We start from the raw sequence: 15,769 nt of genomic DNA, 5'->3' as shown, positions 1-15,769 counted from the left end.
TTGATACCTTGAGCATAAAAAACGCTCGTTAAAAACTTTTTGAATAAAAAACTATAGAAAAGGAACTATTTTCTCATGACAAAAGGAATCTTAGGGAAAAAAGTGGGAATGACTCAAATCTTCACTGAAGCTGGCGAATTGATCCCTGTAACAGTTATCGAAGCAACTCCAAACGTTGTTCTTCAAGTTAAAACTGTTGAAACAGATGGTTACAACGCTATCCAAGTTGGTTTCGATGACAAACGTGAAGTATTGAGCAACAAACCTGCTAAAGGACATGTAGCAAAAGCTAACACGGCTCCTAAGCGCTTCATTCGTGAATTCAAAAACGTTGAAGGCTTGGAAGTTGGTGCTGAAATCACAGTTGATACTTTCGAAGCTGGAGACATTGTTGATGTAACTGGTACTTCTAAAGGTAAAGGTTTCCAAGGTGTTATCAAACGCCACGGACAATCACGTGGACCTATGGCTCACGGTTCTCGTTACCACCGTCGTCCAGGTTCTATGGGACCTGTTGCACCTAACCGCGTATTCAAAGGTAAAAACCTTGCAGGACGCATGGGTGGCGATCGTGTAACTATTCAAAACCTTGAAGTTGTACAAGTTGTTCCAGAAAAGAACGTTATCCTTATTAAAGGTAACGTACCAGGTGCTAAGAAATCTCTTATCACTATCAAGTCAGCAGTTAAAGCTGGTAAATAATAAGGAAAGGGGAATACAGTCAAAATGGCAAATGTAACATTATTCGACCAAACTGGTAAACAAGCGGGCGAAGTTGTTCTTAACGATGCGATCTTTGGTATCGAACCAAACCAAGCAGTTGTATTTGATGTGATCATCAGCCAACGTGCTAGCCTTCGTCAAGGAACTCACGCAGTTAAAAACCGCTCAGCCGTTTCAGGTGGCGGACGCAAACCATGGCGTCAAAAAGGAACTGGTCGTGCTCGTCAAGGTTCTATCCGCTCTCCACAATGGCGTGGTGGTGGAATTGTCTTCGGACCAACTCCACGTAGCTATGCGTACAAACTTCCTCAAAAAGTTCGTCGCCTTGCACTTAAATCTGTTTACTCAGAAAAAGTTGCTGAAAACAAATTTGTAGCCGTTGATTCTCTTGAATTTACAGCTCCAAAAACTGCTGAATTTGCAAAAGTTCTTGCAGCTTTGAGCATCGATTCTAAAGTCCTTGTTATTCTTGAAGAAGGAAACGAATTCGCAGCTCTTTCAGCTCGTAACCTTCCAAACGTGAAAGTTGCGACTGCTACAACTGCAAGTGTTCTTGACATCGCAAATAGTGACAAACTTCTTGTTACTCAAGCAGCTATCTCTAAAATCGAGGAGGTTCTTGCATAATGAATTTGTATGATGTTATCAAAAAACCTGTTATCACTGAAAAGTCAATGGCTCAACTTGAAGCAGGCAAATATGTATTCGAAGTTGACACTCGCGCTCACAAACTTTTGATCAAACAAGCTGTTGAAGCTGCCTTTGAAGGTGTAAAAGTTGCGAATGTGAACACTGTAAACGTAAAACCTAAAGCAAAACGCGTTGGACGTTACACAGGTTTTACTTCAAAAACTAAAAAAGCTATCATCACGCTTACAGCTGATTCAAAAGCAATCGAGTTGTTCGCTACTGAAGCTGAATAATCTAAGGAGGAAATATCGTGGGAATTCGTGTTTATAAACCAACAACAAACGGTCGCCGTAATATGACTTCTTTGGATTTCGCTGAAATCACAACAAGCACACCAGAGAAATCTTTGCTCGTTTCATTGAAGAGCAAAGCAGGTCGTAACAACAACGGACGTATCACAGTTCGTCACCAAGGTGGTGGACACAAACGTCATTACCGTTTGATTGACTTCAAACGTAACAAAGATAACGTTGAAGCAGTTGTAAAAACAATTGAGTACGATCCAAACCGTTCTGCAAACATCGCTTTGGTACACTACACTGACGGTGTGAAAGCATACATCATCGCTCCAAAAGGTCTTGAAGTTGGTCAACGCATCGTTTCAGGCCCAGAAGCAGATATCAAAGTCGGAAACGCTCTTCCACTTGCTAACATCCCAGTTGGTACTTTGATCCACAACATCGAATTGAAACCAGGCCGTGGTGGAGAATTGGTACGTGCTGCTGGAGCTTCTGCTCAAGTATTGGGTGCTGAAGGTAAATATGTTCTTGTTCGTCTTCAATCAGGCGAAGTTCGTATGATCCTTGGTACTTGCCGTGCTACGGTTGGTGTTGTCGGAAACGAACAACATGGACTTGTAAACCTTGGTAAAGCTGGACGTAGCCGTTGGAAAGGTATCCGCCCAACAGTTCGTGGTTCTGTAATGAACCCGAATGATCACCCACACGGTGGTGGTGAAGGTAAAGCACCAGTTGGTCGTAAAGCGCCATCTACTCCATGGGGCAAACCTGCTCTTGGTCTTAAAACTCGTAACAAGAAAGCGAAATCTGACAAACTTATCGTTCGTCGTCGCAACGAGAAATAATTTAGAACTAGTCGCTTAAGCGCTAGATGATCCGCCAGCTCGGTAGCGCTCCTTGTGAGCGCAAGCCGCTGTGGTACTATATTTAAAGGAGAAAATAATAAAATGGGACGCAGTCTTAAAAAAGGACCTTTCGTCGATGAGCATTTGATGAAAAAAGTTGAAGCTCAAGCTAACGACGAAAAGAAAAAAGTTATCAAAACTTGGTCACGTCGTTCAACGATCTTCCCAAGTTTCATTGGTTACACTATCGCAGTTTATGATGGACGTAAACACGTACCGGTTTACATCCAAGAAGACATGGTAGGTCACAAGCTTGGTGAATTTGCACCAACTCGTACTTACAAAGGTCACGCTGCAGATGACAAGAAGACACGTAGAAAATAAGGAGAACATAAATGGCAGAAATTACTTCAGCTAAAGCAATGGCTCGTACAGTGCGTGTTTCACCTCGTAAATCACGTCTTGTTCTTGACAACATCCGTGGTAAAAGCGTAGCCGATGCAGTAGCAATCTTGAAATTCACTCCAAACAAAGCAGCTGGAATCATCTTGAAAGTGTTGAACTCAGCAGTAGCAAACGCTGAAAACAACTTTGGTTTGGAAAAAGCAAACTTGGTAGTATCTGAAGCATTCGCAAACGAAGGACCAACAATGAAACGTTTCCGTCCACGTGCGAAAGGTTCAGCTTCACCAATCAACAAACGCACAAGCCACATCACAGTGGTTGTGACAGAAAAATAAGGAGGTAACATCGTGGGTCAAAAAGTACATCCAATTGGAATGCGTGTCGGCATCATCCGTGATTGGGATGCCAAATGGTATGCTGAAAAAGAATACGCGGATTACCTTCATGAAGATCTTGCAATCCGCAAATTTATTCAAAAAGAATTAGCTGACGCAGCGGTTTCTACTATTGAAATCGAACGCGCAGTAAACAAAGTTAACGTTTCACTTCACACTGCTAAACCAGGTATGGTTATCGGTAAAGGTGGAGCGAACGTCGATGCACTTCGTGCAGCTCTTAACAAATTGACAGGTAAACAAGTCCACATCAACATCATCGAGATCAAACGTCCTGACTTGGATGCTCACCTTGTTGGTGAAGGAATTGCTCGTCAATTGGAGCAACGTGTGGCTTTCCGTCGTGCTCAAAAACAAGCGATCCAACGTACTATGCGCGCTGGAGCTAAAGGAATCAAAACTCAAGTATCGGGTCGTTTGAACGGTGCAGATATCGCTCGTGCTGAAGGATACTCTGAAGGTACAGTTCCACTCCACACACTTCGCGCAGACATCGATTACGCTTGGGAAGAAGCAGATACAACTTACGGTAAACTTGGTGTTAAAGTATGGATCTACCGTGGTGAAGTTCTTCCAGCTCGTAAAGACGCTAAAGGAGGTAAATAACCAATGTTAGTACCTAAACGTGTAAAACACCGTCGCGAATTCCGTGGTAAAATGCGCGGTGAAGCAAAAGGTGGAAAAGAAGTATCATTCGGTGAATACGGTCTTCAAGCTACAACTAGCCACTGGATCACTAACCGCCAAATCGAAGCTGCTCGTATTGCCATGACTCGTTACATGAAACGTGGTGGTAAGGTTTGGATCAAGATCTTCCCACACAAATCATACACCGCTAAAGCTATCGGGGTACGTATGGGATCTGGTAAAGGGGCGCCTGAAGGTTGGGTAGCACCAGTTAAACGTGGTAAAGTAATGTTTGAAGTTGCTGGTGTATCTGAAGAGATCGCTCGCGAAGCGCTTCGTCTTGCAAGCCACAAATTGCCAGTTAAATGTAAATTCGTAAAACGTGAAGCAAAATAAGGAGAGGTCATGAAACTTACAGAAGTAAAAGAATTTGTTAAAGAACTTCGTGGTCTTTCTCAAGAAGAACTCGCGAAGCGTGAAAATGAATTGAAGAAAGAATTGTTTGAACTTCGTTTCCAAGCAGCTGCTGGTCAATTGGAACAAACTGGACGTTTGAAAGAAGTGAAAAAACAAATCGCTCGTATCAAAACTGTTCAATCAGAAGCTAAATAATAGACTAGGGAAGGAGAATTTCAATGGAACGCAATAATCGTAAAGTTCTTGTTGGACGCGTTGTGTCTGACAAAATGGACAAAACAATCACAGTTGTAGTTGAAACTAAACGTAATCACCCAGTCTATGGTAAACGTATCAACTATTCTAAAAAATACAAAGCACATGATGAAAACAACGTTGCCAAAGAAGGCGATATCGTTCGTATCATGGAAACTCGTCCGCTTTCAGCTACAAAACGCTTCCGTCTTGTAGAAGTTGTTGAAGAAGCGGTCATCATCTAATCTGACCTGAAAGGAGAAAACTTAAATGATTCAAACAGAAACTCGTTTGAAAGTTGCTGACAACAGTGGTGCACGCGAAATCTTGACCATCAAAGTTCTTGGTGGTTCAGGACGTAAATTCGCAGGTATCGGTGATGTTATCGTAGCATCTGTAAAACAAGCTACTCCTGGTGGTGCGGTTAAAAAAGGTGACGTTGTAAAAGCTGTTATCGTTCGTACTAAATCAGGTGCTCGTCGTAAAGATGGTTCATACATCAAGTTCGACGAAAATGCTGCAGTGATTATCCGTGAAGACAAAACTCCTCGCGGAACTCGTATCTTTGGCCCAGTCGCTCGTGAATTGCGTGACGGTGGTTTCATGAAGATCGTATCACTTGCTCCAGAAGTACTTTAATATAAAAATCACAAACACAGTCCCCTGGCTCATTGGCCAGGGTGCCCAACGGGCGTAAGAATAAAAGGAGAATAAAATGTTTGTAAAAACTGGCGACAAAGTTCGTGTAATTGCTGGTAAAGACAAAGGTGTTGAAGCTAAAGTCGTTGCTGCTCTTCCAAAAGTAAATAAAGTTGTTGTTGAAGGTGTAAACCTTGTTAAGAAACACCAACGTCCAAATAACGAAAACCCTCAAGGTGCTATCATCGAAAAAGAAGCTCCAATCCATGTATCAAACGTTCAAGTCTTGGACAAGAACGGTGTTGCTGGACGTGTTGGCTACAAATTCGTAGACGGCAAAAAAGTTCGTTATAACAAAAAATCAGGCGAAGTGCTTGACTAATCACGAAGGAAAGGAGAAGTATAATGGCTAATCGTTTAAAAGAAAAATACCTTAATGAAGTAGTTCCAGCTTTGACTGAACAATTTAACTACTCATCAGTTATGGCAGTGCCAAAAGTTGATAAGATCGTTTTGAACATGGGTGTTGGAGACGCTGTTTCTAACGCTAAAAACCTTGAGAAAGCTGCTGAAGAATTGGCATTGATCTCAGGTCAAAAACCACTTATCACAAAAGCTAAAAAATCAATCGCCGGCTTCCGTCTTCGTGAAGGTGTAGCGATCGGTGCGAAAGTAACTCTTCGTGGCGAACGTATGTACGAATTCTTGGACAAATTGGTTTCAGTTTCACTTCCACGTGTTCGTGACTTCCACGGTGTTCCAACAAAATCATTTGACGGACGCGGAAACTACACACTTGGTGTGAAAGAGCAATTGATCTTCCCAGAAATCAACTTTGATGATGTTGATAAAACTCGTGGTTTGGATATCGTAATCGTAACTACTGCGAACACAGACGAAGAATCACGTGCATTGCTTACTGGCCTTGGTATGCCGTTTGCAAAATAATATAGGAGGTAAAACTAATGGCTAAAAAATCTATGATTGCTAAGAACAAACGCCCAGCTAAGTTCTCTACTCAAGCATACACTCGCTGTGAACGTTGTGGACGTCCACACTCAGTTTACCGCAAGTTTAAACTTTGCCGTGTTTGCTTCCGTGAATTGGCATACAAAGGACAAATTCCTGGTGTCACTAAAGCATCTTGGTAATTCTAGCTTCCAATCCCGTCGTGAATCGTCGTTATCTGCATTTGCCTAACTCAAGTTATGCCTGCAAGCAGATGCCTAGACTCACTTAGGAATTGAAACCTAGAAACATATTCTGAGCCTAGCTCAATCATTAACTAGCAAGTGAAAATTTCAAACTACTAGTAAGAGGAGAAATATAAAATGGTTATGACTGACCCAATCGCAGACTTCCTAACTCGTATTCGTAACGCTAACCAAGCAAAACACGAAGTACTTGAAGTACCTGCATCAAACATCAAAAAAGGGATTGCTGAAATCCTTAAACGCGAAGGTTTTGTAAAAAACGTTGAAGTAATCGAAGATGACAAACAGGGAATCATCCGCGTGTTCTTGAAATACGGAGCAAACGGTGAAAAAGTTATCACAAACTTGAAACGTGTTTCTAAACCAGGTTTGCGTGTTTACAAAAAACGTGAAGATCTTCCAAAAGTTCTTAACGGACTTGGAATTGCTATCCTTTCAACTTCTGAAGGTTTGCTTACTGATAAAGAAGCACGCCAAAAGAACGTTGGTGGGGAAGTTATCGCTTACGTTTGGTAATATTTAGCTCCCAATTTCGTTGTGACTCTTCGTTATCGTCTCTTGCCTAACTCAAAGTTATGCCTGCGAGACGATGCCTCGATTCACTTAGAAATTGAGACCTAAACATTAATTTTTAAATCAAAAAGATTTAAACCCCGTGAAAACTGGCCGTCATGGCCTGACAATTTAACAGGAGAATAAAAACATGTCACGTATTGGTAATAAAGTTATCGTGTTGCCTGCTGGTGTTGAACTCACTAACAATGACAACGTAGTAACTGTAAAAGGACCTAAAGGGGAACTTACTCGTGAGTTCTCAAAAGATATTGAAATCCGTGTGGAAGGTACTGAAGTAACTCTTCACCGTCCAAACGATTCAAAAGAAATGAAAACCATCCATGGAACTACTCGTGCCCTTTTGAACAACATGGTTGTTGGTGTATCAGAAGGATTCAAGAAAGAACTTGAAATGCGCGGGGTTGGTTACCGTGCACAACTTCAAGGAAACAAACTTGTCTTGGCTGTTGGTAAATCTCACCCAGACGAAGTTGAAGCTCCAGAAGGAATTACTTTTGAACTTCCAAACCCAACGACTATCGTTATCAGCGGAATTTCAAAAGAAGTAGTTGGTCAAACAGCTGCTTACGTACGTAGCCTTCGTTCACCAGAACCTTACAAAGGTAAAGGGATCCGTTACGTTGGTGAATTCGTTCGCCGTAAAGAAGGTAAAACAGGTAAATAATGTTGAGTGGTTGTCTATCAACCACCCACCTATTTTCCAACTCAGTGCTTAGCACATGATTTTAAAATTAAGAGGTGAAAATTGTGATTTCGAAACCAGATAAAAATAAAATCCGTCAAAAACGCCACCGTCGCGTTCGCGGAAAACTCTCTGGAACTGCTGATCGCCCACGTTTGAACGTATTCCGTTCTAATACAGGCATCTACGCTCAAGTAATTGATGACGTAGCGGGTGTAACGCTCGCAAGCGCTTCAACTCTTGACAAAGAAGTTTCAAAAGGAACTAAAACTGAACAAGCCGTTGTTGTCGGCAAACTTGTTGCTGAACGTGCAGTTGCTAAAGGTATTTCTGAAGTGGTGTTCGACCGCGGTGGATATCTATATCACGGACGTGTTAAAGCTTTGGCTGATGCAGCTCGTGAAAACGGATTGAAATTCTAATAGGAGGACACTAGAAAATGGCATTTAAAGACAATGCAGTTGAACTTGAAGAACGTGTAGTTGCCATCAACCGTGTTACAAAAGTTGTTAAAGGTGGACGTCGTCTTCGCTTTGCAGCTCTTGTAGTTGTTGGTGACCGTAACGGACGTGTTGGTTTTGGTACAGGTAAAGCTCAAGAAGTACCAGAAGCAATCCGTAAAGCAGTAGAAGATGCTAAGAAAAACTTGATTGAAGTTCCTATGGTTGGAACAACAATTCCACACGAAGTAACATCAGTATTTGGTGGAGCTCGTGTATTGTTGAAACCAGCTGTCGAAGGGGCTGGGGTTGCTGCAGGTGGTGCAGTTCGTGCCGTTGTCGAATTGGCAGGTATTGCAGATGTAACATCTAAATCACTTGGATCAAACACTCCAATCAACATTGTTCGTGCAACTGTTGAAGGTTTGAAACAATTGAAACGCGCTGAAGAAGTTGCTGCCCTTCGTGGTATTTCAGTTTCTGACTTGGCTTAAGAAAGGAGATTCAAATGGCTCAAATTAAAATTACTTTGACTAAGTCTCCAATCGGACGCATCCCGTCACAACGTAAAACTGTTGTAGCACTTGGACTTGGCAAATTGAACAGCTCTGTTATTAAAGAAGATAACCCAGCAGTACGTGGAATGATCACTGCAGTATCTCACTTGGTAACAGTTGAAGAAGTAAAATAATCTATTTATAATAGAACAAGGTTTTCAGGGGTATGGGAAATTTCTCATCCCCTAAAACTAAATATAAGTATAGGCGAGTTTGTAGTCGGGACACCTTTTCCTGATTGCATGCGTTAGCAATTTACAAAAGAGGAGAAATTAAATAATGAAACTTCATGAATTACAACCTGCTGCAGGTTCACGTAAAGTCCGCAACCGTGTTGGTCGTGGTACTTCATCTGGTAATGGTAAAACTTCTGGCCGTGGTCAAAAAGGTCAAAAAGCTCGTAGCGGTGGCGGTGTACGTCTTGGTTTTGAAGGTGGACAAACTCCATTGTTCCGTCGTCTTCCAAAACGTGGATTTACAAACATCAACGCTAAAGAATATGCTATTGTAAACCTTGATCAGTTGAACGTCTTCGAAGATGGTGCTGAAGTAACACCAGTTGTACTTGTTGAAGCAGGTATTGTAAAAGCTGAAAAATCAGGGATTAAAATTCTTGGTAACGGGGAATTGACTAAGAAATTGTCTGTTAAGGCAGCTAAATTCTCTAAATCAGCTGAAGAAGCTATCACTGCTAAAGGTGGTTCAGTAGAAGTCATCTAAGAGGGGTGACCTATGTTCTTTAAATTATTAAAAGATGCATTTAAGGTAAAACAAGTAAGATCAAAAATTTTATTTACCATTTTTATCATACTTGTTTTTCGAATCGGAACCACGATTACGGTTCCTGGTGTGAATGCGAAAATCCTTAACAACTTACAAGATGTTTCCTTCTTGAATATGATGAGCTTGGTGTCAGGGAATGCCATGAGAAACTTCTCTGTCTTTGCCCTAGGGGTGAGTCCTTACATCACGGCTTCCATCGTTGTTCAGCTCCTTCAAATGGACTTGCTTCCAAAGTTTGTTGAGTGGGGGAAACAAGGAGAAGTTGGACGGAGAAAGTTGAATCAGGCAACACGTTATATCGCTTTGGTTCTAGCTTTCGTTCAATCCATTGGAATTACAGCTACTTTCCACACCTTGTCACAGGCTAAATTAGTGTCGACACCAAACGTTGAAACCTACATCTTAATTGGTGCAATTTTAACGACAGGTTCGATGATTGTGACCTGGTTAGGAGAACAGATTTCAGACAAAGGATACGGAAACGGTGTTTCTATGATTATCTTTGCGGGGATTGTTTCTTCAATTCCAGAGATGATCAAAGGTGTTTATGAAGATTCATTTGTTAACGTTCGTTCTGGACAATTGACTAATTCACTAATTTTCGTAGGTCTGTTAATCTTAGCGGTATTAGTGATTATTTACTTCACAACCTTTGTGGAACAAGCTCAGTATAAAATTCCAATCCAATACACAAAGATTGCACAAGGAGCACCATCTAGCTCATATCTTCCATTGAAGGTAAACCCAGCTGGAGTTATTCCTGTCATCTTTGCTAGTTCGATCACGGCTGCACCGGCAGCAATTTTCCAGGTCATTAGTGCCATGGGTTACAATGCTGGATGGGTTCGAACAGCACAATCTATGTTAGCAACCAATACACCTACTGGTGTAGCAATGTATGCTTTGCTAATCATTTTGTTTACTTTCTTCTACACATTTGTACAGATTAACCCAGAAAAAACTGCGGAAAATCTACAAAAGAGTGGTGCTTACATTCCAGGTGTGCGTCCTGGTAAGGGAACAGAAGACTACATGTCACGTCTTCTTAGACGTTTGGCTACGGTCGGTTCTCTATTCCTTGGATTTATCACCATTATTCCAATCCTTGCTCGGGATATCTTTGGTCTGACAGATACAGTTGCTCTCGGAGGAACTAGTCTCTTGATCATCATCTCGACTGGTATTGAGGGAATGAAACAATTAGAAGGTTACTTATTGAAACGCAAATACATTGGTTTCATGGATACAACAGAATAGAATTAGGTTGACATTGTCAACCTTCTATTTTGTTTTTGAATAAGTTTGTTAAATTGTAACAGGCTTATTTAAAAACAAAATAAGGAGCAAATGATTATGAATTTATTAATCATGGGATTGCCTGGAGCAGGTAAGGGGACGCAAGCAGCTAAAATTGTGGAACAATTTCAAGTTGCACATATCTCAACAGGGGATATGTTCCGTGCTGCAATGGCCAATCAAACCGAAATGGGTGTGTTGGCAAAATCATTCATCGATAAAGGTGAATTGGTGCCGGATGATGTAACCAACGGGATTGTAAAAGAACGTTTGGCTCAAGACGATATTAAGGAAAAAGGATTCCTTTTAGACGGTTTTCCTCGCACGATTGAACAAGCACATGCTTTGGATCAAATTTTGGTAGATCTTGGCCTTGAACTTGAGGGTGTAATCAACATCGAAGTGGATCCATCTTGCCTTCTTGAACGCTTGAGCGGTCGCATTATTCACCGTGAAACAGGTGAAACCTACCATAAAGTATTCAACCCACCAGCTGATTACAAGGAAGAAGACTATTACCAACGTGAGGACGATAAACCAGAAACGGTTAAACGCCGCTTGGATGTGAATATCGCTCAAGGTGAGCCGATTCTTGCTCATTATCGTGCAAAAGGTTTAGTCCATGATATCGAAGGAAACCAAGATATTAACGACGTCTTTAAGGATATCCAAAAAGTCTTAGAGAATTTGAAATAAAAACGTTTTAGTTGCTTGCAATAATTGATAACAAGTGATACAATGAATTAGTCTGACTTATAATTGTTACCTCTGTGCTCAGAGGAATGAATCGAAATTTATGGAGGTACTTTTGCGTGGCAAAAGACGATGTGATTGAAGTAGAAGGCAAGGTAGTTGATACAATGCCGAATGCTATGTTTACGGTTGAACTTGAAAATGGACATCAGATTTTAGCAACAGTTTCTGGTAAAATTCGTAAAAACTATATTCGTATTTTAGCGGGAGATCGTGTTACAGTGGAGATGAGTCCGTACGATTTGACACGTGGACGTATCACATACCGCTTTAAATAATCGAAAAACTTGGAGGGATAAAAATGAAAGTAAGACCATCGGTCAAACCAATTTGCGAATACTGTAAAGTAATTCGTCGTAATGGTCGTGTTATGGTAATTTGCCCAGCAAATCCAAAACACAAACAACGTCAAGGATAAGATAGAAAGGAGAAAACATGGCTCGTATTGCTGGAGTTGACATTCCAAATGACAAACGTGTAGTAATTTCATTGACTTATGTATACGGTATCGGACTTCCAACATCTAAGAAAATTCTTGCTGCTGCAGGCGTTTCTGAAGATATTCGTGTTCGTGACCTTACACCAGATCAAGAAGATGCTATCCGTCGTGAAGTTGACGCAATTAAAGTAGAAGGTGACCTTCGTCGTGAAGTGAACTTGAACATTAAACGTTTGATGGAAATCGGTTCATACCGTGGTATCCGTCACCGTCGTGGACTTCCTGTTCGTGGACAAAACACTAAGAACAATGCTCGCACTCGTAAAGGTAAAGCTGTTGCGATTGCTGGTAAGAAAAAATAAGAAAATAAAATAAGGAGGTAAAAATCTTGGCTAAACCAACACGTAAACGTCGTGTGAAAAAGAATATCGAATCAGGTATTGCTCATATTCACGCAACATTTAATAACACAATTGTTATGATTACTGATGTGCATGGTAACGCAATTGCATGGTCATCTGCAGGTGCTCTTGGTTTCAAAGGTTCTCGTAAATCTACACCATTTGCTGCACAAATGGCTTCAGAAGCTGCTGCAAAATCAGCTCAAGAACATGGTCTTAAATCAGTAGAAGTTACTGTTAAAGGTCCTGGTTCTGGTCGTGAGTCTGCTATTCGTGCTCTTGCTGCTGCTGGTCTTGAAGTTACTGCAATCCGCGATGTGACTCCTGTGCCACACAATGGTGCTCGTCCTCCAAAACGTCGCCGTGTATAATCATCAACAATTACACAGCTTTTCGTTTCAGAGGGAGTATAGCAAATGATTGAGTTTGAAAAACCAAATATAACAAAAATTGATGAAAATAAAGATTACGGTGTATTTGTAGTAGAACCACTTGAACGTGGTTATGGTACAACACTAGGGAACTCTCTTCGTCGCGTATTATTAGCTTCACTTCCAGGTGCTGCTGTTACTTCAATTAACATTGAAGGTGTATTGCACGAATTTGATACAGTTCCAGGTGTCCGTGAAGACGTTATGCAAATCATTCTTAACGTTAAAGGGATCGCTGTAAAATCTTACGTCCAAGACGAAAAGATTATTGAACTTGATGTAGAAGGCCCTGCAGAAGTGACTGCTGGAGATATTCTTACAGATAGTGATATTGAAATTGTAAACCCTGATCATTATCTTTTTACAATCGGTGAAGGATCAAGCTTCAAAGCAACTTTGACTGTGAACAGCGGTCGTGGTTATGTTCCAGCTGATCAGAATAAAAAAGATGATGCACCAGTAGGTACACTTGCTGTAGATTCAATCTATACGCCAGTGACAAAAGTTAATTACCAAGTTGAACCAGCTCGCGTTGGTAGCAACGATGGTTTTGACAAACTAACCCTTGAAATCTTAACAAATGGAACAATTATTCCAGAAGATGCTTTAGGTTTATCTGCTCGTATTTTGACAGAACACCTTAACCTCTTTACGAACTTAACAGAAATCGCGATTACGACAGATGTTATGAAGGAAGTAGATACAGCATCAGATGATCGAGTACTAGAACGTACCATCGAAGAATTGGATCTTTCTGTTCGTTCATATAACTGTTTGAAACGTGCCGGTATCAATACTGTGTATGATTTGACAGAAAAATCTGAACCTGAAATGATGAAGGTTCGCAACCTTGGACGTAAGAGTCTCGAAGAAGTTAAAGTTAAGCTTGCCGATTTAGGCCTTGGGCTAAAAAACGATAAATAGAGGAGGAATACATGGCTTACCGTAAACTAGGACGCACTAGCTCACAACGTAAAGCAATGCTTCGTGATTTGACAACAGATCTTATCATCAATGAAGCAATCGTAACAACTGAAGCACGTGCAAAAGAAATCCGTAAATCAGTTGAAAAAATGATTACTTTAGGTAAACGTGGTGACTTGCATGCACGTCGTCAAGCAGCTGCTTACGTACGTAACGAAGTTGCATCACAAAACTTTGATGAAGAAACTGGTAAATATTCAGAAACAACTGCACTTCAAAAATTGTTCTCTGAACTTGCACCACGTTATGCTGAGCGCAATGGTGGATATACTCGTATCCTTAAAACTGAACCACGTCGTGGGGATGCTGCGCCAATGGCAATTATCGAATTAGTATAAAATCATCAATTTTGTTGAGTGTTATGATGTTGGAAGGACTAAACGGTTCTTCTTAGTCTAGCTCTGGTCTGCCGCTAGGATTTATCCTAGCGGTAACACTCATCATATTGAGGTAAATGGTAGACGCTTGTTTACGAAATTGCTTTAATTTAAAACAATTTCGTAAGCAGGCGTTTTTTTGATATAATAGAAGAGTTATGATAGTAAAAGAAAAATCACAAGCACTTACCCAACAATTATTGGCAAAGCGTTACCTTGCCTCGCTAAAAGATAATCCAGAGCAGTACATTGGGGTTGAACTCGAATTTCCAATCGTAAATACAATGGGGAATAAAACGGATGTACTGGTTACAAAAGCTCTTTTTAAGCATCTGCAAGAAGTTGAAGACTTTATTGCGATTAAACAAGATGAAGATGGGAATCCAGTCCAGTTACAACATAAAATAAACAAAGATCAAATTGTATTTGAGTTATCTTACAATACCATTGAATTTGCTTTTGAAAAGACTAAAACCATCCAAGAAGTCGAAAGCCGGTTTCAACACTATTTAGGAATCATTCAACCATTCTTAAGAGAGAGGCAGCATCAAATAGAAGGAAAAGGCATCCATCCTTATTGGAGAATAAATGAAAATCAACCTGTAAAAATTGATCGTTATAAAATGCTGATTCAATTCTTACAACTATCTGGACAAGATCCTAACCATCGATTCCATCATTATCCAGACTATGGAACCTTTATTTGTGGCAATCAAGTACAATTAGATGTTTCAAGAACGAATTACTTGGAAATAATTAATGCGATGAATAAGGTAGAGCCAGCAAAAGCATATCTGTTTGCTAATTCCATTTTCGATGGAGAAGACTGGGATACGAAGATCTCAAGAGATATTTTCTGGGAAGATTCCATGCATGGCTATTATCAGGAAAATGTTGGTGTAAATCCTAAAGCGTTCATAAATGAAAAGGACTTTCTAGAATATTTAGCGAAGACAGCCTTGTTTTATGTTTATCGTGAGAATGAAATCTTATATTTCGAACCTATTAGAGTAGAGGATTATCTCGCAAAAGAAAAAATAGTAGCCTATCGCTTAGATAGAACTAGACAAGAAATAAAACCGCAAGAAGAGGACCTAAAGAATCATAGAAGCTACCATTTTCAAGATTTAACAACAAGAGGAACCATCGAATATAGAAGTGTTTGTACTCAACCATTAAATAAAACATTTGCACCAATTGCATTTCATGTCGGATTGCATCATAATATCAAAGAATTAAACGAGTATTTAGCTCAAAATATAGTTTTTGATTTTAGTAAAGAAAATCCGAAAGAATTAAGAAGGCAATATTCGAAAAAACAGTTAACTGAAAGTGAATTGGTGAAAATTAAACAATATTCGTTAGATCTGTTAAAAATATCAAAAAGAGGATTGATGGATCGTGGAAACCAAGAAGAGGTTTATCTCGAAGAAATCATAAAAGAGCTTGGGAAATGCTGATTTAACAGCATTTCTTTTTTTAAAATCAAAAAAACAACAAAAAATTTAAAAAAATAGAAAAAAGATATTGACAAGTTTTCATGGACGTGATATACTAATATAGTTGTCGCGCGAGAGCGACAAAGACCTTTGAAAACTGAACAAGACGAACCAATGTGCAGG

Annotated in this window: 29 protein-coding genes; all 29 read left to right on the top strand. The window is 40.2% G+C overall.

Translation table 11 applies throughout. The features are described 5' to 3' along the window. Positions 1-75 precede the first annotated feature (75 nt). The 29 genes from rplC to ABT997_RS05580 all read left to right on the top strand — a co-directional run bounded on the left by rplC (position 76) and on the right by ABT997_RS05580 (position 15,607). Positions 76-702, top strand: a complete 627-nt coding sequence (rplC, locus tag ABT997_RS05720; protein ID WP_003010846.1) for a 50S ribosomal protein L3 — start codon at positions 76-78, stop codon at positions 700-702. Positions 703-726: 24 nt separating this feature from the next. Continuing rightward, positions 727-1,350, top strand: coding sequence for a 50S ribosomal protein L4 (gene rplD, locus ABT997_RS05715; RefSeq protein ID WP_003009591.1), 624 nt, complete (start codon positions 727-729; stop codon positions 1,348-1,350). Next, positions 1,350-1,646, top strand: a complete 297-nt coding sequence (locus ABT997_RS05710; RefSeq protein ID WP_006595190.1) for a 50S ribosomal protein L23 — start codon at positions 1,350-1,352, stop codon at positions 1,644-1,646. Before rplD ends, ABT997_RS05710 begins: the two co-directional genes overlap by 1 nt. A gap of 17 nt (positions 1,647-1,663) precedes the next feature. Beyond that, entirely contained in the window at positions 1,664-2,497 is an 834-nt protein-coding gene (rplB, locus tag ABT997_RS05705; protein ID WP_048690562.1) for a 50S ribosomal protein L2, read from the top strand. A 102-nt stretch (positions 2,498-2,599) separates the two neighbouring features. Then, the gene (rpsS, locus tag ABT997_RS05700) at positions 2,600-2,881 is read left to right on the top strand and encodes a 30S ribosomal protein S19 (protein WP_000533766.1); all 282 of its coding nucleotides are present in this window, start codon (positions 2,600-2,602) and stop codon (positions 2,879-2,881) included. 11 nt (positions 2,882-2,892) lie between these two features. Next, complete coding sequence (rplV, locus tag ABT997_RS05695) at positions 2,893-3,237, top strand: 50S ribosomal protein L22 (protein ID WP_154854781.1); 345 nt, start codon at positions 2,893-2,895, stop codon at positions 3,235-3,237. 12 nt (positions 3,238-3,249) lie between these two features. Then, positions 3,250-3,903: a 30S ribosomal protein S3 gene (gene rpsC, locus ABT997_RS05690; RefSeq protein ID WP_006595187.1), complete on the top strand. Its 654-nt coding sequence runs from the start codon at positions 3,250-3,252 to the stop codon at positions 3,901-3,903. A 3-nt stretch (positions 3,904-3,906) separates the two neighbouring features. After that, the gene (gene rplP / locus ABT997_RS05685) at positions 3,907-4,320 is read left to right on the top strand and encodes a 50S ribosomal protein L16 (RefSeq protein WP_023024998.1); all 414 of its coding nucleotides are present in this window, start codon (positions 3,907-3,909) and stop codon (positions 4,318-4,320) included. A gap of 9 nt (positions 4,321-4,329) precedes the next feature. Further along, positions 4,330-4,536, top strand: a complete 207-nt coding sequence (rpmC, locus tag ABT997_RS05680; RefSeq protein WP_003002350.1) for a 50S ribosomal protein L29 — start codon at positions 4,330-4,332, stop codon at positions 4,534-4,536. Between the two features lie 23 nt (positions 4,537-4,559). Next, positions 4,560-4,820 (top strand): 30S ribosomal protein S17, encoded by a 261-nt coding sequence (gene rpsQ, locus ABT997_RS05675; protein ID WP_000440801.1) that lies wholly within the window; start codon positions 4,560-4,562, stop codon positions 4,818-4,820. Between the two features lie 25 nt (positions 4,821-4,845). Then, a complete protein-coding gene (gene rplN, locus ABT997_RS05670) occupies positions 4,846-5,214 on the top strand; it encodes a 50S ribosomal protein L14 (RefSeq protein WP_023025002.1) in 369 nt (122 codons plus the stop codon). 76 nt (positions 5,215-5,290) lie between these two features. Then, positions 5,291-5,596 carry a 50S ribosomal protein L24 gene (gene rplX, locus ABT997_RS05665; protein WP_006595185.1) on the top strand — a complete coding sequence of 102 codons (306 nt, stop codon included), beginning with the start codon at positions 5,291-5,293 and terminating at the stop codon, positions 5,594-5,596. A 23-nt stretch (positions 5,597-5,619) separates the two neighbouring features. Further along, a complete protein-coding gene (gene rplE, locus ABT997_RS05660) occupies positions 5,620-6,162 on the top strand; it encodes a 50S ribosomal protein L5 (RefSeq protein WP_006595184.1) in 543 nt (180 codons plus the stop codon). A gap of 17 nt (positions 6,163-6,179) precedes the next feature. Further along, positions 6,180-6,365 carry a type Z 30S ribosomal protein S14 gene (locus tag ABT997_RS05655; protein WP_001085699.1) on the top strand — a complete coding sequence of 62 codons (186 nt, stop codon included), beginning with the start codon at positions 6,180-6,182 and terminating at the stop codon, positions 6,363-6,365. 180 nt (positions 6,366-6,545) lie between these two features. Continuing rightward, positions 6,546-6,944 (top strand): 30S ribosomal protein S8, encoded by a 399-nt coding sequence (gene rpsH / locus ABT997_RS05650; protein WP_006595183.1) that lies wholly within the window; start codon positions 6,546-6,548, stop codon positions 6,942-6,944. Positions 6,945-7,131: 187 nt separating this feature from the next. Continuing rightward, on the top strand, positions 7,132-7,668 hold the full coding sequence (gene rplF, locus ABT997_RS05645) for a 50S ribosomal protein L6 (protein WP_009732027.1): 537 nt from the start codon (positions 7,132-7,134) through the stop codon (positions 7,666-7,668). Positions 7,669-7,751: 83 nt separating this feature from the next. Continuing rightward, positions 7,752-8,108, top strand: coding sequence for a 50S ribosomal protein L18 (gene rplR / locus ABT997_RS05640; protein WP_003010871.1), 357 nt, complete (start codon positions 7,752-7,754; stop codon positions 8,106-8,108). A gap of 17 nt (positions 8,109-8,125) precedes the next feature. After that, entirely contained in the window at positions 8,126-8,620 is a 495-nt protein-coding gene (rpsE, locus tag ABT997_RS05635; RefSeq protein WP_023025005.1) for a 30S ribosomal protein S5, read from the top strand. A 14-nt stretch (positions 8,621-8,634) separates the two neighbouring features. Next, positions 8,635-8,817 (top strand): 50S ribosomal protein L30, encoded by a 183-nt coding sequence (gene rpmD / locus ABT997_RS05630; RefSeq protein WP_002894509.1) that lies wholly within the window; start codon positions 8,635-8,637, stop codon positions 8,815-8,817. A 145-nt stretch (positions 8,818-8,962) separates the two neighbouring features. After that, entirely contained in the window at positions 8,963-9,403 is a 441-nt protein-coding gene (rplO, locus tag ABT997_RS05625; protein WP_006595181.1) for a 50S ribosomal protein L15, read from the top strand. Between the two features lie 12 nt (positions 9,404-9,415). Next, on the top strand, positions 9,416-10,723 hold the full coding sequence (secY, locus tag ABT997_RS05620; protein WP_023025007.1) for a preprotein translocase subunit SecY: 1,308 nt from the start codon (positions 9,416-9,418) through the stop codon (positions 10,721-10,723). 96 nt (positions 10,724-10,819) lie between these two features. Continuing rightward, positions 10,820-11,458, top strand: coding sequence for an adenylate kinase (locus tag ABT997_RS05615; protein WP_006597039.1), 639 nt, complete (start codon positions 10,820-10,822; stop codon positions 11,456-11,458). 116 nt (positions 11,459-11,574) lie between these two features. Continuing rightward, positions 11,575-11,793, top strand: a complete 219-nt coding sequence (infA, locus tag ABT997_RS05610; protein WP_001029883.1) for a translation initiation factor IF-1 — start codon at positions 11,575-11,577, stop codon at positions 11,791-11,793. Positions 11,794-11,816: 23 nt separating this feature from the next. Next, on the top strand, positions 11,817-11,933 hold the full coding sequence (gene rpmJ / locus ABT997_RS05605; protein ID WP_001808836.1) for a 50S ribosomal protein L36: 117 nt from the start codon (positions 11,817-11,819) through the stop codon (positions 11,931-11,933). A gap of 17 nt (positions 11,934-11,950) precedes the next feature. Further along, a complete protein-coding gene (gene rpsM, locus ABT997_RS05600) occupies positions 11,951-12,316 on the top strand; it encodes a 30S ribosomal protein S13 (RefSeq protein ID WP_003009631.1) in 366 nt (121 codons plus the stop codon). 26 nt (positions 12,317-12,342) lie between these two features. Continuing rightward, the gene (gene rpsK, locus ABT997_RS05595) at positions 12,343-12,726 is read left to right on the top strand and encodes a 30S ribosomal protein S11 (protein WP_001118385.1); all 384 of its coding nucleotides are present in this window, start codon (positions 12,343-12,345) and stop codon (positions 12,724-12,726) included. A 45-nt stretch (positions 12,727-12,771) separates the two neighbouring features. Continuing rightward, positions 12,772-13,710 (top strand): DNA-directed RNA polymerase subunit alpha, encoded by a 939-nt coding sequence (locus tag ABT997_RS05590; RefSeq protein WP_350018944.1) that lies wholly within the window; start codon positions 12,772-12,774, stop codon positions 13,708-13,710. Between the two features lie 11 nt (positions 13,711-13,721). Continuing rightward, positions 13,722-14,108, top strand: coding sequence for a 50S ribosomal protein L17 (gene rplQ, locus ABT997_RS05585; protein ID WP_006595176.1), 387 nt, complete (start codon positions 13,722-13,724; stop codon positions 14,106-14,108). A 197-nt stretch (positions 14,109-14,305) separates the two neighbouring features. Further along, positions 14,306-15,607 (top strand): glutamate-cysteine ligase family protein, encoded by a 1,302-nt coding sequence (locus tag ABT997_RS05580; RefSeq protein ID WP_154854797.1) that lies wholly within the window; start codon positions 14,306-14,308, stop codon positions 15,605-15,607. The last annotated feature ends 162 nt before the right edge of the window (positions 15,608-15,769 follow it).

The sequence above is a fragment of the Streptococcus australis genome, assembly GCF_040226615.1.
GTDB lineage: Bacteria > Bacillota > Bacilli > Lactobacillales > Streptococcaceae > Streptococcus > Streptococcus australis_E.
The sequence above is the reverse complement of the archived record's forward strand: the minus strand, read 5'-3'. Positions and strand labels throughout refer to the sequence as shown.